This window comes from Paenibacillus alba (assembly GCF_013204855.1).
Taxonomy (GTDB): Bacteria; Bacillota; Bacilli; order Paenibacillales; family NBRC-103111; genus Paenibacillus_E; species Paenibacillus_E alba.
Genome location: NZ_JABMKZ010000006.1, coordinates 1 through 25,255 on the forward strand (window position 1 = coordinate 1; position 25,255 = coordinate 25,255).

At 47.6% G+C, this 25,255-nt stretch carries 21 protein-coding genes and 1 pseudogene; 16 read left to right on the forward strand and 6 right to left on the reverse strand.

Annotation, left to right across the window (positions count from 1 at the left end):
* Positions 1–443 precede the first annotated feature (443 nt).
* Both HQN90_RS10270 and HQN90_RS10275 read left to right on the forward strand, forming a co-directional pair.
* Positions 444–635, forward strand: coding sequence for a hypothetical protein (locus HQN90_RS10270; RefSeq protein ID WP_173217901.1), 192 nt, complete (start codon positions 444–446; stop codon positions 633–635).
* Between the two features lie 231 nt (positions 636–866).
* A pseudogene (locus HQN90_RS10275) lies at positions 867–1,405 on the forward strand (GNAT family N-acetyltransferase).
* 40 nt (positions 1,406–1,445) lie between these two features.
* On the opposite strand, the gene HQN90_RS10280 reads toward HQN90_RS10275, so the two are convergent.
* The 4 genes from HQN90_RS10280 to HQN90_RS10295 form a co-directional block, all read right to left on the reverse strand.
* Positions 1,446–2,126, reverse strand: a complete 681-nt coding sequence (locus HQN90_RS10280) for a TIGR00266 family protein (RefSeq protein ID WP_173217903.1) — start codon at positions 2,124–2,126, stop codon at positions 1,446–1,448.
* A gap of 37 nt (positions 2,127–2,163) precedes the next feature.
* Positions 2,164–3,363, reverse strand: coding sequence for an MFS transporter (locus tag HQN90_RS10285; RefSeq protein ID WP_173217905.1), 1,200 nt, complete (start codon positions 3,361–3,363; stop codon positions 2,164–2,166).
* 134 nt (positions 3,364–3,497) lie between these two features.
* Positions 3,498–3,737 carry a hypothetical protein gene (locus tag HQN90_RS10290; RefSeq protein WP_173217908.1) on the reverse strand — a complete coding sequence of 80 codons (240 nt, stop codon included), beginning with the start codon at positions 3,735–3,737 and terminating at the stop codon, positions 3,498–3,500.
* Positions 3,738–3,824: 87 nt separating this feature from the next.
* Entirely contained in the window at positions 3,825–4,697 is an 873-nt protein-coding gene (locus tag HQN90_RS10295; protein ID WP_173217910.1) for a helix-turn-helix transcriptional regulator, read from the reverse strand.
* Between the two features lie 158 nt (positions 4,698–4,855).
* Between HQN90_RS10295 and HQN90_RS10300 the strand changes: the two genes are divergently transcribed.
* Together HQN90_RS10300 and HQN90_RS10305 are read left to right on the forward strand one after the other, a co-directional pair.
* Complete coding sequence (locus HQN90_RS10300) at positions 4,856–6,253, forward strand: MATE family efflux transporter (RefSeq protein WP_173217912.1); 1,398 nt, start codon at positions 4,856–4,858, stop codon at positions 6,251–6,253.
* An 84-nt stretch (positions 6,254–6,337) separates the two neighbouring features.
* Positions 6,338–6,532, forward strand: a complete 195-nt coding sequence (locus HQN90_RS10305; protein WP_173217914.1) for a hypothetical protein — start codon at positions 6,338–6,340, stop codon at positions 6,530–6,532.
* Between the two features lie 510 nt (positions 6,533–7,042).
* On the opposite strand, the gene HQN90_RS10310 is transcribed toward HQN90_RS10305, so the two are convergent.
* Complete coding sequence (locus HQN90_RS10310) at positions 7,043–7,951, reverse strand: ArsR/SmtB family transcription factor (protein ID WP_338042303.1); 909 nt, start codon at positions 7,949–7,951, stop codon at positions 7,043–7,045.
* A 170-nt stretch (positions 7,952–8,121) separates the two neighbouring features.
* Between HQN90_RS10310 and arfA the strand changes: the two genes are divergently transcribed.
* From arfA to HQN90_RS10350, 8 genes are all read left to right on the forward strand, one after another.
* Positions 8,122–9,633, forward strand: coding sequence for an arabinosylfuranosidase ArfA (gene arfA / locus HQN90_RS10315; RefSeq protein WP_173217916.1), 1,512 nt, complete (start codon positions 8,122–8,124; stop codon positions 9,631–9,633).
* A gap of 637 nt (positions 9,634–10,270) precedes the next feature.
* Complete coding sequence (locus HQN90_RS10320) at positions 10,271–10,591, forward strand: c-type cytochrome (RefSeq protein WP_173217918.1); 321 nt, start codon at positions 10,271–10,273, stop codon at positions 10,589–10,591.
* A 95-nt stretch (positions 10,592–10,686) separates the two neighbouring features.
* Positions 10,687–12,714, forward strand: coding sequence for an LTA synthase family protein (locus HQN90_RS10325; protein ID WP_246362213.1), 2,028 nt, complete (start codon positions 10,687–10,689; stop codon positions 12,712–12,714).
* A 168-nt stretch (positions 12,715–12,882) separates the two neighbouring features.
* Positions 12,883–13,659: an ABC transporter permease gene (locus HQN90_RS10330; RefSeq protein WP_173217920.1), complete on the forward strand. Its 777-nt coding sequence runs from the start codon at positions 12,883–12,885 to the stop codon at positions 13,657–13,659.
* The gene (locus tag HQN90_RS10335; protein WP_173217922.1) at positions 13,656–14,447 is read left to right on the forward strand and encodes an ABC transporter permease; all 792 of its coding nucleotides are present in this window, start codon (positions 13,656–13,658) and stop codon (positions 14,445–14,447) included. The genes HQN90_RS10330 and HQN90_RS10335 overlap by 4 nt, the downstream gene beginning before the upstream one ends.
* Positions 14,448–14,493: 46 nt before the next feature.
* On the forward strand, positions 14,494–15,465 hold the full coding sequence (locus HQN90_RS10340) for an ABC transporter ATP-binding protein (protein WP_173217924.1): 972 nt from the start codon (positions 14,494–14,496) through the stop codon (positions 15,463–15,465).
* Positions 15,466–15,481: 16 nt separating this feature from the next.
* A complete protein-coding gene (gene helD / locus HQN90_RS10345; RefSeq protein WP_173217926.1) occupies positions 15,482–17,776 on the forward strand; it encodes an RNA polymerase recycling motor HelD in 2,295 nt (764 codons plus the stop codon).
* Positions 17,777–18,141: 365 nt separating this feature from the next.
* Complete coding sequence (locus HQN90_RS10350; RefSeq protein ID WP_173217928.1) at positions 18,142–19,683, forward strand: sensor domain-containing diguanylate cyclase; 1,542 nt, start codon at positions 18,142–18,144, stop codon at positions 19,681–19,683.
* Positions 19,684–19,777: 94 nt separating this feature from the next.
* Here the strand turns inward: HQN90_RS10350 and HQN90_RS10355 are convergent, their stop codons facing one another.
* Positions 19,778–20,137: a DoxX family protein gene (locus HQN90_RS10355; protein ID WP_173217930.1), complete on the reverse strand. Its 360-nt coding sequence runs from the start codon at positions 20,135–20,137 to the stop codon at positions 19,778–19,780.
* Between the two features lie 179 nt (positions 20,138–20,316).
* Here HQN90_RS10355 and HQN90_RS10360 point away from each other — a divergent pair, with 179 nt between their 5' ends.
* The 4 genes from HQN90_RS10360 to HQN90_RS10375 all read left to right on the forward strand — a co-directional run bounded on the left by HQN90_RS10360 (position 20,317) and on the right by HQN90_RS10375 (position 25,204).
* A complete protein-coding gene (locus HQN90_RS10360; protein ID WP_173217932.1) occupies positions 20,317–21,411 on the forward strand; it encodes a GerAB/ArcD/ProY family transporter in 1,095 nt (364 codons plus the stop codon).
* On the forward strand, positions 21,408–22,859 hold the full coding sequence (locus HQN90_RS10365) for a spore germination protein (RefSeq protein WP_173217934.1): 1,452 nt from the start codon (positions 21,408–21,410) through the stop codon (positions 22,857–22,859). Before HQN90_RS10360 ends, HQN90_RS10365 begins: the two co-directional genes overlap by 4 nt.
* Entirely contained in the window at positions 22,856–24,016 is a 1,161-nt protein-coding gene (locus tag HQN90_RS10370) for a Ger(x)C family spore germination protein (RefSeq protein ID WP_173217936.1), read from the forward strand. Before HQN90_RS10365 ends, HQN90_RS10370 begins: the two co-directional genes overlap by 4 nt.
* A 255-nt stretch (positions 24,017–24,271) precedes the next feature.
* Entirely contained in the window at positions 24,272–25,204 is a 933-nt protein-coding gene (locus tag HQN90_RS10375; RefSeq protein WP_173217938.1) for a hypothetical protein, read from the forward strand.
* The last annotated feature ends 51 nt before the right edge of the window (positions 25,205–25,255 follow it).

The window sequence follows — 25,255 nt, forward strand, 5'->3', positions numbered from 1 at the left end:
AATAATCGATACCAATGGGGATTAAAAAAGATGACCCCTGTGCAATACAGGAATCATCTTTTGTTAGCTGCCTAGGTTAAATCGAGTTTTTTAAAGTGTCCTTGACAGAGGGTCCAGATCATTTGTCTCAGGCTCTTTTGTTTTATCCGTTTTGGGCTCGGCAACAACTTTCATGGATGATGCCAAGAGGAGTTCCCTTAGGCCAGCCACCTAGTGTCCGAGCTCTGGGAACCCATCAAGCGATCAGTAGGGTTCGATGACCTTCGAAAACTTTCGAAGGCTGTGAAAGCCTGCGAAAGTGCAGGCTTTTTCAAGCGAAATCGTCTAAAAAGTAGAAAAGCCTGCAATTATGCAGGTATTTTCTGCTTTTTCACCCTTTCATCCTAAATAGACCTCAAAAGCCTGCACAATCGCAGGAATTTATGGATAAAGGCTGTCCCAGTATGAAAAAGCCTGCACAATCGCAGGAATTTATGGATAAAGGCTGTCCCAGTATGAAAAAGCCTGCACAATCGCAGGAATTTATCGATAAGGCTGTACCAGCAAGTAAAAGCCTACACAATAACAGAGTTTTATTGGATAAAGGCGATCCCAACAAGATAAAGTTACACAATCGCACGTTTACTTTTACATAAAAGTCGCTTTCTTCCGCTGATGTTCGTATCTAGCAAAGTAGTTAACTGGAGCGTAAGCTTAAATATGTAAAAAAGCCCCTACGTGAAGGGCGCCCTATACAGCAACCAGATGTCTGAAACGAAGGACTGTTTATCATTAGCCTAGCTGCTGGACAGGTAACTTATGAAGCTAGTTTAACTCCCTCGTTACCCGCTATAATGACAGTAATCCATATGGAAAAGAGGGATACCATGTTCTTGAAAATTGACGAGGAGCTTACGCTGAAAGTGCTTGAACAAGAGGATGCCCCAGCGTTGTTCGCACTAACGGATGGCTCGAGACACTATCTCAGAGAATGGCTGCCGTGGGTTGACGGGACTAAGCAGATAGAAAGTACCGAATCCTTCATCCAATTTTGCCAAAATCAACAAGCTTCCAATAATGGGTTTCAAACAGGCATTTGGTTTAACGGGGAAATCGCAGGATGCATAGGGTATCATGCCATTGATTGGTCAAACCAAAAAACCAGTATAGGCTACTGGTTAGGCGAAAACTATCAAGGCAACGGCATAATGACCAAATCTTGCAAAACATTAGTGGAGTATGCTTTTAATGAACTAGATTTAAACAGGTGGAAATCAGATGTGGTGTTGGCAATTTGAAAAGTAAAGCGATTCCCGAGAAATTAGGGTTTAGGCAAGAAGGCCATATCCGAGAAGCGGAGTGGTTATACGATCATTATATTGATCACCTTGTATATGGCCTGCTTCGTAGAGATTGGACGGGTTAAATCCGTTCTCTCACCCATGTCCCTAATAGTCCGTTAATGCTTACCTGCCGCCTGGGATGAACTGCTTCAGCCAACCGCCGAAGCTCTGCGGGTTGCGGGTTTGGATGAGCACGACACCCTCGCCGCGGAATCGGCAGACGACGCCTTCGCCGCTCGTGAAGCTGGAGAGCCAGCCTTTGGCGGCTTTTTCGATTTTGTATTGTGTGTAGTCCGGCCAAGCGACGAGATGCCCGTTGTCAATGACAACTTCTTCCCCAGGCCCCAAGTTAATGGCATGAATGGCTCCATAAGAGGAGAGGAAGACGGTGCCTTTTCCACTAATTTCAACGATGAAGAAGCCTTCGCCGGACATGAACCCGCTCATGAGATTTTGCATTTTGGTATTGACCTGGATGCCGGAGGTGCCAGCAAGAAAGCCGTCTTTTTGTACTAAAAGCTTGTACGATCCATCAAGCTCGACCGCCTCAATATCGCCAATGACAGCAGGTGCCAGCAGGACCTCGCCGGGACCTCTGGAAGGCGTTAGTTCTTGGAAAAAGAATTTTTCCCCGCTCAGCATGCGGCCTAATCCACGCATAATCCCGCCATCCACTGTGCCCTTCAGTTCAACATTGGGCGACATGGATACCATGGCCCCTGCCTCCGCTTTAATATTCTCTCCCTGCTCGAGCTGTACTTTCAGCATCGGGAATGCGCCTTTATATAAAATTTCGTGTTTCATTGTAATCCTCCATTTGTATTCAAATTTTTGCAAAACGTTATACGGTGTCTGGCTGTGATCGCCCATCTAAACTAGGGTTGTTATACACGAACAAAGCGCATAGCAATAAGATGCCCATCGTGACATAGAACACAGATAGGAAGCCGTAGGCTGCAGCAAGATGGCTGCCAACCAAGGGGCCAATGAGATTGCCCAGGAACAGTGAGGATGTGTTGAAGCCGTAGGCTGTTCCTTGAATTTGCGTAGGAGCCAGCTTCTTCACGAGCACGTTCAACGAAGGAATCATGCCTCCAATGAATAGTCCAAGCAGAAATCTGCCCACGAGAAGCATGGTAATGCTGGTGGCAAAAGCTTGCGGGATAAAGGCAAGCGCCGCCATGGTTAAGGCGATCACCAATGTTTTGCGCTGGCCGATGCGGTCGCCGATTCTCCCTAAGGAGGGCGCGCCGAACAAATTGGCGATGCCTGTTATGGCGACGACTAACCCGGCAAGCAGCTCCAGATGGCTGCCTGTATAGAGGGTCTTCGCATAGACCGTCACAATTGGCTCGATGCTCATCATCCCAATCTGTGTGATCAGAGAAGCGGCAAAGACAGGGAGCAAGGGCCGGAACAGGCGCCATTCTGTGCGCTGTCGTTCTTTTTTCGGAGCGAGGGGCTTTCGCTCCTCGTGGATAAAAATCATGACGATGAGGCTCGCGCAAAGCATCAGTCCTCCCGTGAAAAAGAACACATGGCTGTACCCAATGAAGCTGGCCAGTAAGCCCCCGACCAAGGGGCCAATAAGCGAACCCGCGATAGCGCCTGTTTGCAGTGTGCCAAGTGACTTGCCCGAATGCTCCGGCGGTGTAAGCGAAGCTTGCAACGATACGGCCATCGAGATGAAGCCGGAGAAGAAACCATTGAGCAGCCGAAGCGCGAGCAGCTGCCAAGGCTCCGTGACGATGCCCATAAGCGCTGTCACAACCGCCATCCCAATTCCGGCGCGAAGCAGCATGATTTTCCGGCCTCGCCGATCGGCAATTGCACCCCACAGCGGTTGGGTGAGGAACGAAGTAATGAATTGGGCCGCGACAATCCAGCCTGTCCAACGGACGACTTCACCCACATCGTGCACGCCAAGCTGCCCGATATAGAGCGGAAGAAAGGGGAGTACCAGATTCATACCGCACATAATAGAGAAGTTGGCCACCCAGAGTATCCCTAATGACTTTTTCCAATGTAAGGGTGTCGGCATGCTAGGGCTCCTTATCATTTTTTTTCCAGTATATCATATTTCGTTAGATGTCCATTTGGATCCCAGTGAAAAGTAAAAAAGCCATCCCCGAAACGGCAAGGGCCGCTGAGGATAGCTGCATGGCTATGGAGTTTTTATTTAATGGAGGACATCACAGCACCGAAGAAGATGACAACGAAAATGATGTAGAGCACGATCCCGATTACCGCCCAGATTAAACTGGCCTTGGCATAATTGGCCTTTGTAGGGTTCACTCCACCACCGAAGGCCCATACGAATAACATGACAATATTCACAATTGGAATCGCGAGCAGCAGGATCGTAATCATCCAGTCCTTCACGCTTAGGACAGATGCGGTTTGTTGTTCTTCCATTCAAGCTCAACTCCCTCTCACGTCATATATGTTAACTGTATTTCGCAGTTATCCCATATATGCCTTTGAAATGGGTCTTTGGCTTGGTTAAGAAAATCGCTGCCTGTACTTGCGGGGAGAAATGCCTTCGATACGGGTGAAGCATGTGGCGAAATAGGCAGGCTGCTCGAAACCGACCTGCTCTCCTACATGAGCCACAGGAAGATCCGTTTGCAGCAGCAGCAGCTTCGCTTGCTGGATGCGCAGACGCAGCTGATATTCCGTGGGAGAGCAGCCGTACTCTTTTTGCATGCAGCGGGCGATATAGACGGGGTGAAAATTAACATGATCGCCAAGCTCTTTGGCAGAAACAGCTTCTCTATAATGCTGCCTTAAATAGGAGGCTGCTTTCTCCGCGCAGGCTGTGGCAGGAGACGGATGCTCACTGTCATTGGAAGCGGCAAGCTGACGCAGCAGCTCATGAAAAAGCTGCTGCTGAGCAAAACGAACACTGCTCACATGCGCCCGCGGCTGCAATTGATGAAGCTGCTCGAACAGATCATAGGTTTTCTCCGGCTGCAGCAGGGTCGTGAATTGCGGGATTCGAATCGTAAATGGCTGGGCAGCAAACGGCTCCACAAAAACAGGCGAGGGATCTTCGAGCGGTATGGGAGCTATCGCGTTATCGACCATACTCCACGGACCTCCAACATGGAAATGCATCCAGTAGGTGCCCGTCAGCTCAGCGCAAGATTGGGTAGCGAAATGATACCGATCCGGCCTTAGGATAACGGCTTGCCCAGGTGCGACCTCGAATCGGGCATCCTCTTCGCCAATATAGAAGCAGCCATAGGTTGTAATTAACAAGTCGAATACTTGAATATTGTTTCTGCTTGGATGGTGGCCGCCCTTCGGCAGCGTGCTGAAACCACTTGTAATATAGTGCGGAAGTGGAGGGACAGTCATTTCGATCAAAGCCATCAGGATCACCTTTGCATGCCTTTAAATTGGAAGTTGGAATTTTGAAAGTTTAAGTTGCATTAGTAATACATGAGGTCAACTATAGCATCTATAATTTGAGCAGACAACAAAGTTTCATTTTCATAAAAAGAGAGACAGGTATCGGATGGTGGTTAATCATGCAAACAGAGAAAAGTAAATTTACTTTATGGCTATTGGCTTGGCCGATTTTCGTTGAATTGCTTTTGCAGCTGCTTTTAGGCGTGGTGGATACGTTAATGGTAAGCCGTGTATCGGATGATGCAGTTGCGGTGGTTGGACTAGCGAATCAAGTGTTTCAAGCGATGATGATTTTATTTATGACCGTAGCCAGCGGCGCAGGGATATTGATTGCACAGAAATTAGGCGCTAAGCAAAACGAAGAAGCACGTACAGTTGCCATCATGGCAATTACCGTCAGTGGGCTGATAGGAATCGTACTCAGTGTCGTGCTGTACAAAGAGGCCCTACCATTGGCAAGATTGTTTCAATTGGAAGATAGGCTGCTTCCTTTGGCACAGACATACATATCCATTGTCGGAAGCGGGATGGTTTTAACGGCTTTGACAGCAGCATTAAGCACCGTGATTCGCAACACAGGCAACACCAAAGGACCCATGATTACAGCGATTGGCATGAATATCATACACATTCTGTTTAACTATGGATTTATTTATGGCGCATTCGGATTCCCTCAATTAGGCTTGACGGGTGTCGCCATTTCGACCTTGGTGAGCCGCTTGCTGGCGACCTGCTTGCTGTTATTTATGTTCATCTCCGCTTTCGAGCGAAGAATGACGTGGCAGGACCTGATTTTATTTAATCGGAAGCTGTTTGGGGCTATTTTAAAAATCGGATGGCCTATGGGGGTCAACATGTCCTCTTGGGTGCTGTCGCAGCTTACCATATACACGGTTTTGGCTACGATGGGGGCAAGGGAGCTGGCAGCAAGAACGTACTTGAATACACTTGAATCCATCTGCTTCATGCTCGGCTACTCCATTGCTCTGGCTGTGCAAATTCAGATTGCTCATCTGTATGGCGGAGGCCGAATGAAAGAAGCTTATCGCAGCGGCTACCGAGGCACTTGGATTGGTTTGGGGTTGGTTTGTTTTAACAGCCTGATTCTCTTTTTCACGTTCAAAAGCTTTCTCAGCTTCTTTACCTCTGACGTCGACATCCTGAAGCTTGGTTTTTCGTGCTTGGGACTGGCGCTTGTTCTGCAACCAGGAAAAATGATCAACATGGGATTCGGCAATGCTCTGAGCGCGATAGGCGATACGCGATTTAATATGGTCATTTCGCTAATTTCCATGTGGGGCGTGGCCGCGGGGCTTTCCTATTACTTAGGATTGCATAGAGGCTGGGGACTTACAGGCATCTATGTGGCGATGATTTGCGATGAATACTTGCGCGGCTTGCTGGTCGTCATTCGTTGGCGGCAGATGAAATATCTGCGGCGAGCAGAGGCTAATGCCGCCAACTTAAAAACCGGCGCATCCGTTATGGAGTCTGCAGGTACTAGCTTGCATGCGTAGGGGAGGGGAAGGGATATGATTCAAAGCCTGAGCCTGTCGACAAGGCAGTCTTAGGAAAGAAAAGCAGCAAGCTGGGGGCTGAGCTTGCGAAAAAAGCAGTCTCAGCAGAAAAAAGCAGCAAATCTGCCGCTGAGCCTGCCAAAAAGGCAGTCTCAACCCCGTCGTGAGCGGGTGTCTCGGGAAAAAGCACCTGAGCCTGTCGAAAAGGCAGTCTCAGCAGAGAAAAGCAGCAAATCTGCCGCTGAGCCTGCCAAAAAGGCAGTCTCAACCCCGTCGTGAGCGGGTGTCCTGAGAAAAAGCACCTGAGCCTGCCGAAAAGGCAGTCTCAACCCCGTCGTGAGCGGGTTTCCCGAGAAAAAGCACCTGAGCCTGCCGAAAAGGCAGTCTCAGCAGAGAAAAGCAGCAAGCTGGTGGTTGAGCCAGCGAAAAAAGCAGTCTCAACCCCGCCGAGAGCGGGTGCTCCAAGAAAAAGCACCTGAGCCTGCCGAAATGGCAGTCTCAGCAGAGAAAAGCAACATATTGGTGGCTGAGCCAGCCAAAAAGGCAGTCTCAACCCCGCCGTGAGCGGGTGCTCCAAGAAAAAGCACCTGAGCCTGCCGAAATGGCAGTCTCAGCCGCCAAAATAGCTCCCCTAAATCAAACATCGGTGCCCTCCCCAAAAGAGGCGCCTCAACAACAAAACCCAGCCATCGGCTGGGTCTCGTTTATTTGTCTCGCTGCTGCGCACACTCCCACGCACTCGAATGTTTTCGCCGCATGTCGCAGTCTCCTGCCCAACTCCAACCCGCCCTACCTGCGGTAGGTGCGGAAAATAATATCCCGGTCATAGTTGCCGAAGCCTTCACCGTACAAGGTCAAGCCGCCGACATTTGCCGCGGTGTCCGGCACTTCCAAGCGCAGTGTCCACTCATTGCGGGACATGCGGATATCCTGGATCGTGACAGCGGACAGCTGCTGTCCATCAAGAAACGTGCCCTGCTCCGTGATCCGGATAACCTTCAACCAGCCATATTGGTTAACGGAATCCGACCACCAGGCAGGAGTCAGCTTGCCGCGGCCTTGTCCCGAATCGCCGGGACTTGTCCAGAAGCCGAGCAGCGTATCATTCACATAGAAGTGAATATCCGACGGCCAATTCTCGGCAATGCCGGGCGCTTCCGATCCGAGCTCCAGAGAGATCTCGATTTCCTCTAATTGCTGCCCAGGCAGTACATAATTGGGAATGCGATACTCCACGAAGCCGCTGCCGAACCAGAGAATCTTGGCATACATGCGCTCAGGCTCGAAGAAAAAACGCGGGTCATCATATTGGCCAATGACATGATCGGCCGTCGCTAATCCGCAAGTAGGCTGAATATCGAAACGGGTATAGTGTCCGATGGGAATGGATACTTCATCAAAAGCCCGCTGCTGCTCATTGAACTGAGGCAGCTTAATCTCAATGCTGGATACGGCCAAAGTGCATATTTTATGTGTGCCGCCTTGCTTGCGAATAAGTGCGGTGTGAATGAGGCCGCCGGTTTCCAGCTTCTTCACATGCATCGTTACAATGGCACTGCTTAAGCCCAGCGTTTGCGCTAACTCTTTCACATTCATTTCTTTCTCAGCAAGCAGCTCCAATATGTTAAGCCGCACATCGCTGGCTAATGCTTCATAAAGCGGAAGCCATTTGCGGTCGGTTGTCGTGTGAATCATCATAGCAAGCTCCTCATACCTAAGATAGGACTAATTAATGAAAATATTAATTCATATTTGGCCAAATGAAAAGCTTGAAATCAGACGCGGATTATTGTTTAATAGAATCAAATAAAGTAATAAAATTATTAATTGATTCATATTTATATTAATTATACGATGAGGTGAAACGAATGTCTATCAAAGCAAGCATGATTGTTGACAAGGATTTTACAATTGGTGAAGTGGATTCTCGTTTATATGGTTCTTTTATCGAGCATTTGGGACGCGCTGTTTATGGCGGGATCTACGAGCCAGGGCATCCGCAGGCGGACGACCAAGGCTTTCGAACGGATGTTCTGGAGCTGGTCAAAGGATTGGCTGTGCCGATCGTCCGTTATCCAGGAGGGAATTTTGTATCCGGCTACAATTGGGAGGATGGGATTGGACCGATTGAGCAGCGGAAGAAAAGACTGGATTTGGCGTGGCGTACAATCGAGCCTAACTTAATCGGCCTCAACGAATTCATGGATTGGTGCCGCAAGGCGAATACAGATGCTATGATGGCTGTCAATTTGGGGACGCGAGGTCCTGATGAAGCTCGTGATATTATAGAGTACTCCAATATAACAGGCGGCACCTACTGGAGCGATTTGCGGATTTCCCATGGCTATAAAACTCCGCACAACATCAAAACTTGGTGCTTGGGCAATGAAATGGATGGTCCATGGCAAACCGGCAGCAAAACAGCCGTAGAGTATGGGCGCACTGCCTGCGAAACGGCCAAAGTGATGAAATGGGTTGATCCGAGCATCGAGCTTGTTGCCTGCGGCAGCTCCAGTCTGACGATGTCGACGTTCCCTGAGTGGGAAGCGACCGTTCTTGACCATACCTATGATCACGTCGATTACATTTCCCTCCACCAATATTATGGGAATAGGGATAAGGATTCTGCGAATTTCTTAGCGCAGTCGATGGGCATGGATCGTTTTATTCATACGGTGATTTCTACAGCTGATTATATGCAAGCAAAGAAGCGCGGGAAGAAAAAAATCAATCTATCCTTTGATGAGTGGAACGTCTGGTATCACTCTAATGAAGCGGACCGCAAGATTGAACCTTGGTCCATCGCCCCGCCGCAGCTTGAAGATATTTATAACCACGAGGATGCGCTCTTGGTCGGCTGTATGCTGATCTCGATGCTTAAGCGTGCAGACCGTGTCAAAATGGCTTGTTTAGCCCAGCTGGTGAATGTTATTGCACCGATCATGACGGCCAATGGCGGAGCAGCCTGGAAACAAACGATCTACTATCCTTATATGCATGCGAGTGTATTCGGACGTGGAACGGTGCTGGTTCCGCTGATTAAGTCTTCGAAATACGATGCCAAAGACTACACCGATGTGCCTCATTTGGAAGCAGTCGCCGTTCATAATGAAGAGAAGTCGGAAGTGACGATCTTCGCGGTTAACCGTCATTTAGAGGAGGCATTGCCTTTGGAGCTGGATCTGCGCAGTTTTGGCGCTTGCCGAATCATCGAGCATATTGTGCTGGAGAATGATGATTTGAAAGCCGCGAATACGATAGATGCACAAGATCGGGTGAAGCCTCATACGGGTGGTAATGCAGCAGTGTCCGCTAACGGTCAAATCCAAAGCACGCTCGGAAAAGCCTCATGGAATGTTATTCGCTTAAAATTGGTATAAAAGGCAACACAGGGCCCAGAGGCCTGAGTAGATGTTTTATCAATGTTTTGGGGTAAGCGAAAGCTTATCCCTATTTTATTTCAGCCCTAAAATAGGCCGCAAAGCTGGAAATGACCTCCGTAAGGCTGAAAAACAGACTACCGAAGAAGAACGGTGCAGATTCTCCGCGAATGGAGACTGAAAGGCCGAAATTCAGCCCTAAAGTGAGCGCAAAGCTAGAAATGACCTCCGTAAGGCTGAAAAACAGACTTACAGAAGGAGAAAGGCACGAATTCTCCGCGAATGGAGACTGAAAGGCCAAAATTCAGCCCTAAAGTGAGCACAAAACTGGAAATGACCTCCGTAAGGCTGAAAAACAGACTTACAGAAGGAGAAAGGCACGAATTCTCCGCGAATGGAAGCTGAAAGGCTGAAATTCAGCCCTAACGAGGCAAGATGTGCGAGATGATCATCATAAGGATTTTCCAATCGAAAGAACCTATAAATAGCTCGGTAAAGCAGCATAATAACGATAGTCAAACATAATATCGAAAGCCCGTAACAGTAGTTAGCAGTAGTTAAAAAAGGGGATTTCTTTATTTTTCAATCTGCGCTCTGGTATGATGAGAGAAATACGCGATTGAGGAGTTTCTTGCACATGAAAATGAGATTGCTGCTTGCATTAATGGTTCTGGCTCTAAGTTTATCCGCCTGCGGGAATAAGTCTCAACAGGAAACGCACACGACGGCAGTAAAAGCAGACGCCCCCAAAATTTATCAGAATTTCTGCATCTCCTGCCATGGCAATCAATTACAAGGTGGACAAGGGCCTAATATTCAAAAAGTCGGAGAACGCTTGACGGAAGAGGAGCTTATTAAACGTATTCAAAAAGGCGGCGGGGGAATGCCTCCATTCCAGGTTGCGCTCAAAGAAGATGAATTAAAAGCCTTGGCTGCATGGTTGGCAGATATGAAATAATGGGAAAATATGGATATTAAGCTGCCTTTAAGGTGAGCTACATATTTTCTTCACAATTCGTGTTTACAATAGGGGCAAGAGGAGAGTGATGCAAGATGCACTTGAATTTGAAGCCCCGGAACCGTCTTTCGAAAAATCCGAAGAAGACGAGACCAGCCCGTCTGGGAGCGACGATTTCGCTATTATTGTTTATGATTGGCTTACCTTTACTTTCTGTAGTCGGCATGGAGCTTTTGGAACGCGGCTCTTTTACACATACAATCCAATGGATCGTAGCCAATCAAACGTTATTTTTCTTAAATGTCGGACTATCTTTTTGCTTACTTGCTTTTGTTTATGCGTTAGTCGGATCCTTAGCTATATCGGGTTCGATTACAACATTGCTGCTTGGTCTTATGGCTTTGATTTCGTATATGAAGGTGAAAATGATTGGGGAGCCATTCTTCCCTTGGGATATTTTGCTTAACAAAGAAAGTATGGATATTGCTTCGCTTGTGACCGGGAAAGCCGCGATGCTTCGAATTGGAGCTGTGCTTGTCGCGGTAATTGTTGTCTTGCTGCTCAGGTGGGTCCTGCCGCGAGTCACCTTGCCGCTGATCAGCCGAATTGGCTTGGGGCTGTTTTCCCTCTATGCGATGTACGCATTTGGAGTCAAAACACCACTAGCCGGTAAAATTCTCGATCATGCCGGTGTAAATGAAATTGTGTGGAATCAGCAAGAAAACTACACGAATAACGGGTTAGCTCTTGCTTTTACACTGAATGTCAAAAATTCGATTGTTCCTAAACCAGAAAACTACAGCGATCAATCTATCGCAGCAGTTGCCGCCAATCTACAGCAAGCGCAGTCCAGCAGCGGTTTGCAAAAGGCATCAGTTAGCGCCGATCCACTGAACGGAAAGAAACCGAATGTTATCTTCGTGATGAGCGAAGCTTTCTGGGATCCGACGTTATTAACCAACGTCAAATTCAGTGAAGACCCACTTCCTACCATCCATAGGTTGCAAAAGGAATCGACTTCTGGATACTTGCTCTCCCCTCAATTCGGCGGGGGAACGAGCAACGTTGAATTCGAAGTGTTGACGGGGAATTCGATGAGCATGTTGCCGGGAGGGTCTATTCCGTACCAGCAATATGTTTCCAAGCCCGTGCCGAGCTTAGCCAGCTATTTTGCAGACCAAGGCTACAAGAGCATGGGAATTCATTCTTATGAAGGCTGGTTCTGGAATCGAAATACGGTGTATAAGGATTTGGGCTTCCAGACTTTCAAAAGCAGTGAGCATTTCCAGAACCCGGAGACCAAAGGTTATTTTATCTCGGATGCTGAGGTATCCAGAAACATCATTGATGAAGTAGATAAAACAGCGGACCCGATGTTTATTTACACTGTTACGATGCAAAATCACGGACCTTATGATGATCCGAGGTATGGGGAAAATCAATTCAAAGCAGAAGGCAATTTAACGCCTGAAGCCAAAAGCATCCTTGAAACCTATACACAAGGCGCACACGACGCCGATCAAAGCTTGCAAATGTTGATTGATCATTTCAAGGATTCAAGCGAGCCGACGATGATCGTCTTCTATGGTGACCATTTGCCTATGCTGGGCATGGATTACCAAGTGTACAAAGAAGCAGGCTTCATCAACAGCAGCAATACCAGTGATTGGTCACTGGAAGAAGTGAAGAAGATGCACAGCATCCCGCTTGTCACTTGGTCGAACTTCGACATGCCGAAGCAGGATATTCCGCTGCTCAGCGACTCATTCCTTGGCGCTCATGTGCTCGATATGCTTCATATGGAGAAACCGGCGAACTTTGCTTTGAATTCGCAGCTAGCCGCGCAAGTGCCTGGATTGTTAAGCAATCTTGTCGTAGATGCGGATCAATCGCTCCATACGAGTGTGCCTGACGCTACGAAAGCACTTTTGGAGGATTATCGGAATGTGCAGTATGATTTACTTTTTGGGAAGCAGTACTTAGCCTCCTATATTGATCATGATTATTTGTCCAAAACAGCGCAAGCCAGCTACAACGCCGAGTTTACGGACCCGGACTCATCGCTCCGAGCCAATGGGGAGAGCAGCACGACCCCCGAAGCTAAGCCTGTAAGCGCACAGTAGAACAAATCCCTATTTCGTTGCTTTAAGCGACGTGATAGGGATTTTTTTGCGGCGAAAAATAATCATTGCCAGGAGCATGGGGATTTTGGTAATATAGAGCTCCTGTCTCTACGCAGCGGCTGCATGAATTTAATGATTTTTTGCATGTAAAAACGTAGGAGGTGTTTTATGCTTTTCGCGGTTTTGGCGCGCAAGGCTTATGCTCGGAACTTGCAGTATCGCGGTTCGCATCTGCTGCATAATGCAGTGAGTGCGGTGTTTGGCTTCATTTATGCCAGCATCTGGACGGGGCTTGGAAGTGATTCCTCACTCGGCGTCTATGGTGCCAAAGGGATGGTCGGGTACATTGCGTTCAATCAGGCGATTCTGTGGATTACACAATTTACGACGAATGGATTGGGACTTGAGCAATCGGTACGCACCGGTCAGATCGCGATTGATCTTATGCGGCCGGTCCACTTATTCTATCAGGCGATGAGCCGGGAATGGGGCCAGATATGGTATCAGTTTCTTTACAAATTTATTCCGATTTATGTCCTCTATTATTTCATCTTCTCCTTACAGCTTCCTAAGCAAGCTTCCGTTTATGGCTGGACAGTCCTTGCACTGATCTTGGCTTCCTACATCTCTATTTGCATGAATTATTTGATCGGTGTTGCGTCGCTCTGGACCACGGAATCCCGTTGGTTTTACTGGGTGAATTATTCCTTCAGCATGCTGCTGTCCGGCTTTTTCATTCCTATCGAGTGGCTGCCCGCTTGGCTTCGTACAATAAGCTTCTACACACCCTATCCTTACCTACTCTACTACCCAACTCGTATCTACTTACAGCTAGAAAATGGTTCAGTCGTACTCGGCGCCCTACTATGGAGCATCGGGTTTACTTGTGCCTGTTTGGCTGTTACAGCAGGCGTGCGAAGGAAACTGGAGGTGCAGGGCGGATGATATCGGTCAAACTCTATATGCTCTTGATTAGGGCGAGTCTGAGGAGCCGGATGCAGTATAAGTTCAATTTCTTTTTCTCGACGGCGATGGCTTCTTGCGTACATATCTCTGAATTTCTTATGGTGGCGCTCGTTATGCTGCGATTTGGCAATATCAAGGGCTGGACGCTCTATGAGGTTTGCTATTTGTACGGGGTGATGATGATCTCTAGAGCGATCTACCGCACGTTGGCTTCCGATGTGCATCATCTGGAGAAATATCTCGTCTCTGGTGATTTGGATGCGCTGCTAACACGTCCGGTGCCGGTGCTGCTGGCGTTAATGACACAAAATGCACGGGTTTTATTTGCCGAGTTCGGGCAGGGGCTCATTTTACTTTTCATAGCGATAAAAGCTTTGATGATCAGCGGGCAGATTGGCTGGTCCGTGATTCCCTTAACGGGATTAATTATCGTCTCCGGTGCGACGATTTTATTTGCGATTGGTCTAGCGACAGCCGCCGCCGGCTTCTGGTTAACGCGCATTGAATCTTTGCAAAATATGACCGAAGACGCGTCCCAAACGGCGGCCAGATACCCGCTGTCCCTGTATCCCAAATGGCTGCAGGGCGCGCTGCTGCTGCTCGTTCCGGTCGGTTTTATCAATTACATTCCTGCTCTATATCTGCTAAGGCATCAGGGCGGCATTGGAATGCTGCTGGGGACGATAGCCGTTGCAGCGACCGCGTTATGGCTGGCTATGCGGTTCTGGCGATTGGGGCTGTCGCGCTATCAAAGCACGGGTAGTTAAGGCAGAAAGCCAGTCTAATTCACATACAGGGAGGGATGATGGCAAGATGATCACTGTGAGGAATCTACGTAAAACCTTTCAAACGCCACTCGTGCAAGAAGGCAGGTTCTCAGGCCTTCGCACGTTATTCTCACGAGCGTACAAAGAGAAGGAGGCTGTACGCGATGTTAGCTTCGAGATTGAATCCGGCGAGTTCGTCGGGTATATTGGACCTAATGGCGCAGGCAAGTCGACGACGATCAAAATGCTTACCGGTATTCTACACCCTACCTCCGGAGAAGTGCTGATTAACGGCTATAGCCCGCAAAAGCATCGCAAACGCGTCGTTGGTCAGCTTGGCGTGGTGTTCGGACAGCGGAGTCAACTTTGGTGGGATTTGCCTGTGAAGGATTCTTATGAGATCCTTACTGCAATGTATCGTGTAGAAGAAAGCACATCTCGCCGAAGGTTAGGTGAGTTGACCGAACTCCTTGAACTGGGAGAACTGCTGGACACGCCTGTCCGCAAGCTATCGCTAGGTCAGCGGATGAGGGCCGATTTGGCGGCTTCTATGCTGCATGATCCGGATATTTTGTTTCTGGATGAGCCTACGATTGGTTTGGATGTGGTTGCCAAGAGAAACATTCGCGGTTTTCTGCAGACGCTCAATCGGGATTTCGGTAAAACGATTTTGCTTACCACACATGATATGGATGACATCGAACAGCTATGTCAAAGGGTTATTGTCATTAATCACGGACAAATCGGTTATGATGGTACCATTGACGAGTTGAGAAACCGCATTGGCTTGCCAACCATGATGAAGGTCACTTATCGCGGAGCTGTTAAAGTCCCATTAACCTGGGAGCTGCCATTTCGCGTGGTAGAGCAGGAGGCGAATGTCCTTACCATTGCTTGCAACCGCCAAGAGCTGAAAGCCATGGATGTTCTGCGTATCGTCAGCAGTTGGGGCGAGATGGATGATGTTCATATGGAAGAGCCTGAGTTCGAAGAGGTGATCCATGGCGTATATAACTAGTTAGGAGTGATCACGGATGCCGATTGAAAACGCAGAACGGGAGAAGGAAGCGCAGCGCGTTGCCTCTGTACGAGCACATATACAACAGCGGATTATTGATCTTGGGGAGACGGTAGATCAACGTCGGTCGGAAGCGACTGCGATTGGCCGCAGTTTCTGGGATGATATCTCTGTCAATGCGGACAATGATGATGATTTGATCGAAACGGCGGCGAGTATGGCCCAGCAGGAGCATGTGCTGCAGGGTCAGGAGCGCAGCTACCGCTTAGCGCAGGATGCGCTGCGCAAGCTGCAGCGTGTCGTCGATGCGCCGTATTTCAGCCGCATAGATTTCCGAGAACGCAGCGAGCAGGAGCGCGAGAAGATCTATATCGGCCTCACCTCCTTTATTGATGCGAAGACGGATGAGATTTTGATCTATGACTGGCGTGCTCCGATTGCCAGCTTGTTCTATGATTATCCGCCAGGCCCGGCAACGTACCGGACACCGGAGATGGATGTCAGCGGCGAGCTGATGCTCAAGCGTCAGTACATCATCAAAGCCGGCGTGCTGCAGGATGTGTTCGATACGGGAATCTCGATCGGCGATGAGATGCTTCAGCAGATGCTGAGCCGCAGCGCCGACGAGAAGATGCACAGCATCGTTACGACGATTCAGCGCGAGCAGAACCAGATCATCCGCGATGATCGGCACAAGGTGCTGGTCGTGCAGGGGGCTGCCGGCAGCGGCAAAACCTCTGTCGCGCTGCAGCGCATCGCGTATCTGCTCTACAAATATCGTTCGACGCTTAGCGCCGACAATATGATTCTGTTCTCACCGAACTCGCTGTTCAGCGATTACGTTTCGCATGTTCTTCCGGAGCTGGGCGAAGCGACTATGCAGCAGACGACGTTTCAGGACTATTTAACCCATAAATTAAGCGATACCGGTCTGAAGCTGGAAGATCCCTATGATCAGCTGGAATTTATTTTGACGGGAACGGAAGAGGACCCGCATTATGCAGCCCGCCTGCAAAGTATTCAGTACAAAACCTCAGCAGCTTTCCTCAGCGTCATTGAGGCCTATGGCGAGAAGCTTAAACATGGCGGACTGCGTTTCCTAGATCTGTCCGTTGGCAAGAAAGTACTAATTACCGCGGAAGAGCTGAACGAACGGTTCTATGAAAAGTCATCCATTCTTGCTTTGGGAGAACGGATGGAGCAGTTGTCCGAGTGGATGCTGGAGAAGCTGGATGCGATTCAAGTCGATGCACAGAAACGATTTTATCGTAAAATGGTGCGCGAGCCCAAATATCTGGGCACCGAGCCCGAGATGAAGAAGATGAGCAAGATCAAAGCCCATAAAGCGATTGGGCCGCTCAAGGAAAAGGCGCGCAAGCTCGCCTACGTGGATGTTCTGGGTATGTACCAAGAACTCTATACCAATAAAGAGCTGCATCAGGAGCTTGCACTTCGAGCTGAACAAAGCTTGCCTGCGCTCTGGGAGACGATCAGTGCCTTCACTGCGGAAGCGCTGGCCGGAGGGACGCTGCATTACGAAGATGCGACTCCGCTTGTTTACCTCAAGGGGCTTGTGGAGGGCCAGCTGCGCGTAGGAACGATCCGCTATTGTCTTGTGGATGAGGCGCAGGATTACTCGCCGTTTCACTATGCATACTTGAAGAAGCTGTTCCCCCGGGCTCGCTTTACGCTGCTCGGCGATTGGAATCAAGGGATCTTCACGCACGCGAATGCGCATGCAAGCGCTGCGGAAGGCAAAAGCGAGTACAGCTCGATCAGCGAGCTGATGAAGGAAGAGGAGACGGAGACGATCCGCCTCGTCAAGAGTTACCGCTCGACGCGTGAAATCGTCGATTTCGCAAGCAGCGTGCTGCCCGGCGGCGAGCCGATCGAGCCGTTCAGCCGCAGCGGCGAGTCCCCGCGCCTGCGGCGCGCGGCGGACGAGACCGAGCTCAGCCGCCTCGTAGCGGAGGCGGCCGCAGCCCGTCGCGATGGCGGCGCAAGCTCCATCGCGATCATTTGCAAGACCGAACGCGAGACGAAGTCCGCGCACGCGCTGCTTAAGCCGCTGGTGCCGGGCCTCACGCGGATTACCAAAGAGACGCTGCACTATGAGGCAGGCGTCATGATTTTACCGGCGTACCTCGCCAAAGGGCTCGAGTTCGACGCGGTCATTCTCTACGACGCCGGAGCCGGCGTCTACGCGGAGGCGAAGGAGCGCAAGCTGTTTTACACGGCTTGCACACGTGCGCTTCATCACTTGGATGTGTTTTACCAAGGCGAATTAACCCCTTTTCTTTCGAACGACTAGACATACGTCCATACCCATCTGCCCTGCCCGACATAGGATACACTAGGTAACAAACTAGAAGCAGGCAGGAAGGAGGAGTCGCCATGTCAGGAGCTGGAGTTGGATACTCAAATACAGCTATCGTTTTGGTACTGTACATTTTATTGGTTATCATCCTTGCAACGTTCTAAAATTTCTAAAACACCCCTAAATTCAATAAAGGCGAATTTACATTCAAATTTGAATGTAAGTTCGCCTTTATTTTCTTATTTTGCTGTAAAAGTCAGAGGTTGGCAACCCGCAACGATTAAGATATGATTCTTAAAGAAGAGATATTAACGATGTTAATCGTCGGGTTCTGATTCTTAAAGAAGAGATGTGGCGACATGAACTTAGCAGAAACGCTAATCCCTGTTTTTACCTATTTACTGCCTATTCTGTTCTTCTTATATATGGGGTTGGATGTGCTGCTGCGCAATACGAAGAGTTCTGAGCATCGATTGGTAAGCCTCATGATCAGCCTTTATTTTCTTTTATTTTTGGAGGAATTCATTAGGTATCAGCTTCCTATCGCGTATAGTGGCGTGCTTGCTGCAAAGTGGTTTGGGAGTGTAGGCATCCTCATACCGGGTATCGGTATTCATGTTTTATCTAAGTTTGCCAGACTCGATAGACGGATGCCGAGATATATCTATCCGTATGTTTTCTATGTTCCGGTTATTGTTGTGTTGATCAACTTGTTCAGCAAGCAACGAATTATTTCTACAGAACAGTTCAATCAAGTGGGTATTTGGAAAATGCCTGTTTTGGATACGCCGTATTTTATTACCATAACCGTCAGTCTGGTCGTCAGTGCATTGTTCCTACTTATCATCGCTAGGGGCAAATCGAATGCAAGTTCAGTGGAGCGCAAAGCTATCTATACTGTGCTGAGCAGGGGGGCAAGCCTTGTTCTTATCTGGACGGCGCTAACCGGTTACGTGGATTTTGGCGACATCCTTCCGCCTTATCCGTATATTTATGCAGGCTTGATTTGGTGCTTTACGCTGAGGCTTGCTATGATCAAATTTGATTTCCTCAACTTTATCGATAAGAAGTATGAGAAACTATTCAATTTGAACCCTGCGGCTATTCTGCTGCTTGATCAGCATGGGCGGATGAAGGAAGCCAATCCTAGCGCGAAGCAGTTATTTCAACTTGGTAAGCGGAAGAATGTTACCTTTCACGATTTAGTCGGAGAATCAGCGAAAGATCGTATCCATAACAGACAAACTATTAGTGATTTCGAGACAACCATCTACACGGAGGAGAAGCGAATCGATGTGCTTATGGATGGGGATTATGTGTGGGTGGATAACGAGCCCCATGTTATTTTAATTATTCGCGACATTACAGCACAGAAGGAAAATCAGAAAGTAATAACGTTCATGGCCTATCATGATCCTCTAACCCTCTTGCCTAACCGCAGATTTTTCTATGAAAAATTGGAGGAAGCCATTCAAGATGCAAGAGAGCATCAGCAGCAACTGGCTCTGATCATTGTCGATCTGGATTTTTTTAAAGAGACGAACGATACGTATGGTCATAAGGTCGGGGATGAAATTTTGAAACACGCGGCGCATTTAATCAATGAATCCGTTGCCCAGCAAGGGGTTGCCGCTAGATTTGGCGGGGACGAGTTTGTCTTCTTTCTAAACGAAATTCCCTCAGTTGAGTTTGCTAGAAATAGGCTGAAACATCTGCAGCAGCAGTTTATTGATGAGGTCTTCATGCATGAGGGGTTAGCGATTCCGATCGGTATGAGTCTTGGGGTTAGCTTTTTTCCTAGTGATGGCGATGACGTTGATACATTGCTGATTAGTGCGGACAAAGCGATGTATGAGGTGAAACGGAAGGGTAGGACCACGGGGAAAACCTTTTTCAAATAATTTCTCTAGTTAAAGCCGGCATCATGTTCACTGGTACCCATAGATTGGACACTTTGAAAAGTGTTCCGTCTATGGGTACTTTTTTTTGAATCGCTCAGAAAGGCTCGAGAAAGAAACGGCCATAGGCAACAAACAGGGAGACAAGCAGTAGAACGATAGTTATGCCTACGCCTGGTTCTTTGCGACTAATATGAAGAATGACCGCAAGCAGCATAATAATAGCAATTCCGAGTGCTGCAAAAGCCGTGAGCACGGGTGCGATACCTACTAATCCTGGAACAATGAGACCAATCCCTCCAAGTACTTCTACGATCCCGATGAAAGAAGCTAGCCCCCTGTTCTTGGCCCAGTCCGCTTTCGCTGCAAACTTCTCATACTGGAACAGCTTCATAGCGCCGGCCATGATGAACATGAAAGCTAATAGGACCTGCAAAACCCATAGTGCAATATTCATGGATTACCCACCCTTCGTAAGTAACATAAAATCATTTACTAACATTATGTAATGAAGATTAACTTCATGACTACTTTTCATTAAGAACGAATTCCGCTGGAATTGCGCATAAATCCAACTGGATTAGATAACCATACAAATAAAAGTTTCCACCTACTACCAATGCGGGAGAAAAACCTATGTCTGGCACGCGAAAGATTACCGCGCTTCAATTATATTTTGTCTTAATTCTCTCGATCAGCATTACCAATCATGTTTTATTAATTCCGATACTGCTTCATTATGGCAAACGTGATTCCTGGTTTGGCGCTTCAATGGCAATGATCCCTACTTTGATATGGATTTGTCTCCTTTATGTTGTGATTAAACGATCCAAACAACAAAACATGATGGAATGGGTCAAACAAAGATATGGCAAAGTAATTGTGTTTCTGCTGAAATTTATTGTTATTTTAATCGCGGTGGCTCACGCATCTATCACATTGCGGGATATGGTGACTTGGACGAATATCTCCTATTTGCCACGGACACCGCCTATCATGATCAGCCTCGCCTTTATGATTTTTTGTTTCTTTGCTGCTCGAGAAGGGATGCGGGCGGTTGCGATAACCTCAGGCATTTTGCTGCCTGGCGTAATGCTCTTAGGTTTCTTTGTGATGGGAGCTAATTTTCAGTATAAAGACTACTCCTTGATTACGCCGTTATTTACGCACGGCTACGAACCAGCGATTAAATCCTTACTGCTTACTTGCGGATCTTCCTTCGAACTCATCAGTATTGTGTTCTTGCAGCACCATGCCAAAACACGTATCCGGCTGCGTAGTTTATTAATTCTGGGAGCTATTATCATTGGACTTACCGTGGGTCCTCTAATGGGGGCTATTGCGATATTTGGCCCTTTTGAGGCAGCGGATCTTCGGTATCCTGCTTTTGAGCAGTGGCGAATGGTGACCCTCGGAAAATATATTTCTCATTTGGATTTTTTGTCTATTTTTCAATGGATCTCTGGTGCTTGCATTCGAATGTGCATGCTGATGTTCCTAAGTGTGGACGTGATGGGTATCCAAAAGAAACGCACGCGTACGTGGATATTAATTGGATTAAGTCTGTTTTTCTTAGCCGTTTGTCTATTTCCATTTACCGATGATGAGATGGTACGGTTTATCCAAAATTGGTATTATCCCATGATGCTCGTGTTTGGCATCGGTTTGCTACTTATCTTATTCGTATTAACGATCTTGCCAGTGCGACCAAAGGAGAAGGTGACAAAATGAATGAGCATGATTTGCGGGAGTTTTTTGCATCGTCGGATGATGTGATTGTCAAATCGTATCTGCTATCCGATGTGGGGCCGAGGACGCCAGTTCTTTTGATGTACTGCGATGGTATGGTCAACAGGGATCACATTGAAAATTTGGTTTTGCCCAAGCTTCAAGGTTTATATGGTCAAGAGGTTACAGGTCAAGCAGCGAAGCTAGACGTAAATACTATGCTCCAATTAGTAGAAATTACAGGATCGAATGCACTCGAAAACATGACGGTTTCTTTGTATGCCGGTTCACTTATCCTATTTTTTGAAGAAACGCAGCTGTTATACGCCATTGATATATCTGAGGCTCCTAACCGATCTCCGGAAGATTCCAACACAGAAACTTCTATTCGGGGGCCGCGCGATGGTTTTACGGAAAGCGTAACGACGAATATTGCTTTAGTACGCAAGCGTTTATTAACGCGCAGTTTGTGCTGCGAGAAATCGCAAATTGGGGTAAGAAGCAAAACAACAGTCGCTTTGCTCTATTTAGATGATGTCATTGATCCGAATGTGCTTAAGGTTGCCAGAGAGCGGTTGAAGAAAATTGAAGTGGATGCCTTGATAAGCAGCACGCAATTGGAAGAAGCGATGTCCGGTTACAAATACTCGTTTTTTCCTGTGCTGGACTATGCGGGGAGGCCTGATTATGTCGCTGACAGCTTGCTCCGCGGCAGATTTGCCGTCGTTGTTGACGGATCACCAATGGTACTGATGGCCCCTGCCAATCTGATGTTTATTTTGAAATCGCCTGAGGATGTGCATTCGCCCTTTTATTATGTTGCTTTTGAACGCTTGCTGCGACTTGGCGGGCTGGTGGTAGCCGCTTTATTGCCAGGTTTTTGGATTTCCTTATCGGTTTTTAATTTAGATCAAATTCCTTACTCCTTAGTTGCGACCATCGCTTCCTCCAGGCTTGGTTTGCCTTTGTCAGGACCAATGGATTTTATTGTTATGCTGCTGCTGTTCGAGTTGTTTCGTGAAGCAGGAGCACGACTGCCCAAAGTAGTGGGACAGACCGTTACGGTTGTTGGGGGACTTATTGTCGGTGATGCCGCAATTCGTTCCGGAATTACGAGCCCCACCACCTTAGTCATTACTTCTATTTCGACGATAGCGATGTATACCTTGGTGAACCAGTCTTTGGCAGGGACCGTTACGATATTACGATTGCTGATTTTGATTGAATCCACCATTTTTGGCATTTATGGTTTTATGGTGGCGCTCATTGGGATTGTTTTATATTTATCGACGTTAGAGTCCTTTGGTGTGCCTTATCTGTCGCCATTATCTCCACCGAAATATCGGGAATTAATTCCGGCTATATTGGCAAAGCCGTTTCTTCAGATGAAGCGAAGGCCAGATACTTTGCATGTTGGGGATGACACAAGGCAAAATGAGGATTCCCCATGAAGATGAAAGGGATTGGCAAGCTTGCTGGTGGTTTCGCGCTTCTTGCAAGCCTGACCGGCTGCTGGGATATGAAGACCATTCAGGATACGAATTATTTGACAGCCATAGGCTTTGATTATCAAAAAGGGAAATATATTATGTATGGTCAAATGTTTGACTTCGCAAGCGTAGCGAAACAGGAGGGAAGCAAATCTGGGCAGCCGCCGATGATATGGGTTGGACATGAAGAGGGGGATACCGTCAGCGAGGCATTCAATCGCTTGTACAAAACGACCCAGCAGCGCGTTTTCTGGGGACACGTCAATGCCTACCTTTTTTCGCAGGAGGCCTTAAAGCAAGGGATAAATCGATTTACAGACGGGTCAGTGAGATTCGGTGAAACACGATTTACACAATGGGTCTATAGTACAGATGAACGGATAGAGGATGTTTTATCGGTTATCCCTTTCTTTAATACGTCACCAATGACCTCCATAATGATGCAGCCCGTAGAAAATTATCGCCAACGCTCCGTTATTCGTCCTATCAAATTGTATAAAGCTGCTGCTTTATTAAGGGAACCTGGCTACAACCTCATGATGCCGTCCTTGGCAATTCAGAAAGATGTTTGGGTGAAGAATGACAAACCGGATCCTAAATTGGAAGTGAACGGTGTCTATGCGTTAGGTAAAAAAGGGCAGGTGGACTGGCTATCCGAAGATCAATTCATCGGTGCAAGATGGTTGGAGAAGAGCACGGCTCGCACGCCGCTTGTCGTCTATATGGATGGAAAGGCGGTTCAATCGGTTACTATTCAGAAACCAAGTGCTCGCATTAAACCGCGCAAAGAGGATCCGCTTGTATTTGATATCGACATGAAAGGCAAGGCTGTGATTGCCGAAGTCGTTGAAAAGATAGATGAACAGGCCTTGCAAAAGCAAATAGACAAACAGATTGCCGAGGAGATTAAGTATACGTTTGAACAGGCAAGGAAAAAGAAGATAGATGTGTATCAATTGGAACATGTCTTATATCGACAGGATTTCCCAGAGTGGTCTAAGGTGACTGCCAACGGGGAGAAGCATTTTGAATCGTATGAATTAGGGGATATTCATGTGAAGGTTGAGGTCGTTCATTCGGGAATGCTGAAGAATACAGATAAACCTCCGCAGTATTAATGATTTTCTTGTTTAATGTGTGCAAAGGTTAAACCATACCCACCAAGACCTTTCTTGTAAGTCTTTGGTGGATATGGTTTTTTGACGTTACTAGTAGAGACAGTCTCCCGCTTTATAAAATTTTAAGAATTGTTTTAGGCTAGTTTAATAGGTGTTTTAGAGGCAATTAAGATCGGGAGGATAAGATGAATACATGGAAGCGAGGAACGTTTCCAAATTTAGATAGAGCGTGCGAATACGCGGAGGCAAACAGATATGAATAAAAAGTTAGCGATGATGGGACTTGGTGTAGCAGTAGGCAGCATGATGCTTGTGACTTCGGTATATGCAGGAGTGGGAGATGCTCCCGGATATGAGGCCTTCAAATCGGCTTTCAAAGAAACAGCAAAAGTGGATAATGTAACCCGCCAAGTGAATGTATCGTTGCAAGACAATGGTGCTCAACTGCTCAATGTGAAATCGACGATCAAAAGCAGCGGCAAGAATCAAGCCGGAAGCGCAGAAGTAACTGTGCAAAGCGGCGAAGAGCAGCAAACGCTTCAATTCTACAATCAAGATGGCAAACAAATTGTCAAAACAGGCGATTCTGATGTGTATAAAGTGTTAGAAGGCGATGACATGCAGGGCAAGTTCAAAGATCATGAACGTACGAGCCACACACCAGACCCGCAGGTCATAAGTGAAGTGGAAAATGTGGTTGATGCGCTCGTTGGCAATCTGAAAAACTATGTCACGATGGATGCCAAAGCAGGCAACGCCAAAGATATTCATTTCAAACTATCAGGCAGCCAAATTTCTCCGGTTGTGAACACGATTGGCTCCCTGGTGATTAAACATGGCACCGTAGAAAATAATGAGCGCCCATTGCCGGCTAAAGCAGACACACTTGGTGTAGATTTCACGACATTGAAGAATAGCTTGCCCCAATTAACTTCTGATATCAAGATGGATGAGGTTGAAGTGAACGCAAGTGTGGACGCGGATAACCATATTACGAATCAAACGGCGCAAATTCATATTTCCGGTAAAGATGCCAAAGGGACAGCGCATGACGTGGTGCTAAGCGTAGACATGACACTATCCAGTCTGAATACGACAACGCCGGATACAGTTGATCTGAAAGGCAAGCAGCTGGAAACTGTGAAATTCGATGAGAAATCCCACAAAAACTGGAGCGACAACAAATAATTATGACCTGAGAGGGGGCGTCAACATCCGTTGACCTCCTCATTTCTTTGA

What these genes read in the sequence shown, in the direction of transcription:
- HQN90_RS10270 (WP_173217901.1), top strand. Translation starts at nt 444, where the DNA reads ATGAAAAAGCCTGCACAATCGCAGGAATTTATGGATAAAGGCTGTCCC.
- HQN90_RS10280 (WP_173217903.1), bottom strand. Translation starts at nt 2,126, where the DNA reads ATGAAACACGAAATTTTATATAAAGGCGCATTCCCGATGCTGAAAGTA.
- HQN90_RS10285 (WP_173217905.1), bottom strand. Translation starts at nt 3,363, where the DNA reads ATGCCGACACCCTTACATTGGAAAAAGTCATTAGGGATACTCTGGGTG.
- HQN90_RS10290 (WP_173217908.1), bottom strand. Translation starts at nt 3,737, where the DNA reads ATGGAAGAACAACAAACCGCATCTGTCCTAAGCGTGAAGGACTGGATG.
- HQN90_RS10295 (WP_173217910.1), bottom strand. Translation starts at nt 4,697, where the DNA reads ATGGCTTTGATCGAAATGACTGTCCCTCCACTTCCGCACTATATTACA.
- HQN90_RS10300 (WP_173217912.1), top strand. Translation starts at nt 4,856, where the DNA reads ATGCAAACAGAGAAAAGTAAATTTACTTTATGGCTATTGGCTTGGCCG.
- HQN90_RS10310 (WP_338042303.1), bottom strand. Translation starts at nt 7,951, where the DNA reads ATGATGATTCACACGACAACCGACCGCAAATGGCTTCCGCTTTATGAA.
- arfA (WP_173217916.1), top strand. Translation starts at nt 8,122, where the DNA reads ATGTCTATCAAAGCAAGCATGATTGTTGACAAGGATTTTACAATTGGT.
- HQN90_RS10320 (WP_173217918.1), top strand. Translation starts at nt 10,271, where the DNA reads ATGAAAATGAGATTGCTGCTTGCATTAATGGTTCTGGCTCTAAGTTTA.
- HQN90_RS10325 (WP_246362213.1), top strand. Translation starts at nt 10,687, where the DNA reads ATGCACTTGAATTTGAAGCCCCGGAACCGTCTTTCGAAAAATCCGAAG.
- HQN90_RS10330 (WP_173217920.1), top strand. Translation starts at nt 12,883, where the DNA reads ATGCTTTTCGCGGTTTTGGCGCGCAAGGCTTATGCTCGGAACTTGCAG.
- HQN90_RS10335 (WP_173217922.1), top strand. Translation starts at nt 13,656, where the DNA reads ATGATATCGGTCAAACTCTATATGCTCTTGATTAGGGCGAGTCTGAGG.
- HQN90_RS10340 (WP_173217924.1), top strand. Translation starts at nt 14,494, where the DNA reads ATGATCACTGTGAGGAATCTACGTAAAACCTTTCAAACGCCACTCGTG.
- helD (WP_173217926.1), top strand. Translation starts at nt 15,482, where the DNA reads ATGCCGATTGAAAACGCAGAACGGGAGAAGGAAGCGCAGCGCGTTGCC.
- HQN90_RS10350 (WP_173217928.1), top strand. Translation starts at nt 18,142, where the DNA reads ATGAACTTAGCAGAAACGCTAATCCCTGTTTTTACCTATTTACTGCCT.
- HQN90_RS10355 (WP_173217930.1), bottom strand. Translation starts at nt 20,137, where the DNA reads ATGAATATTGCACTATGGGTTTTGCAGGTCCTATTAGCTTTCATGTTC.
- HQN90_RS10360 (WP_173217932.1), top strand. Translation starts at nt 20,317, where the DNA reads ATGTCTGGCACGCGAAAGATTACCGCGCTTCAATTATATTTTGTCTTA.
- HQN90_RS10365 (WP_173217934.1), top strand. Translation starts at nt 21,408, where the DNA reads ATGAATGAGCATGATTTGCGGGAGTTTTTTGCATCGTCGGATGATGTG.
- HQN90_RS10370 (WP_173217936.1), top strand. Translation starts at nt 22,856, where the DNA reads ATGAAGATGAAAGGGATTGGCAAGCTTGCTGGTGGTTTCGCGCTTCTT.
- HQN90_RS10375 (WP_173217938.1), top strand. Translation starts at nt 24,272, where the DNA reads ATGAATAAAAAGTTAGCGATGATGGGACTTGGTGTAGCAGTAGGCAGC.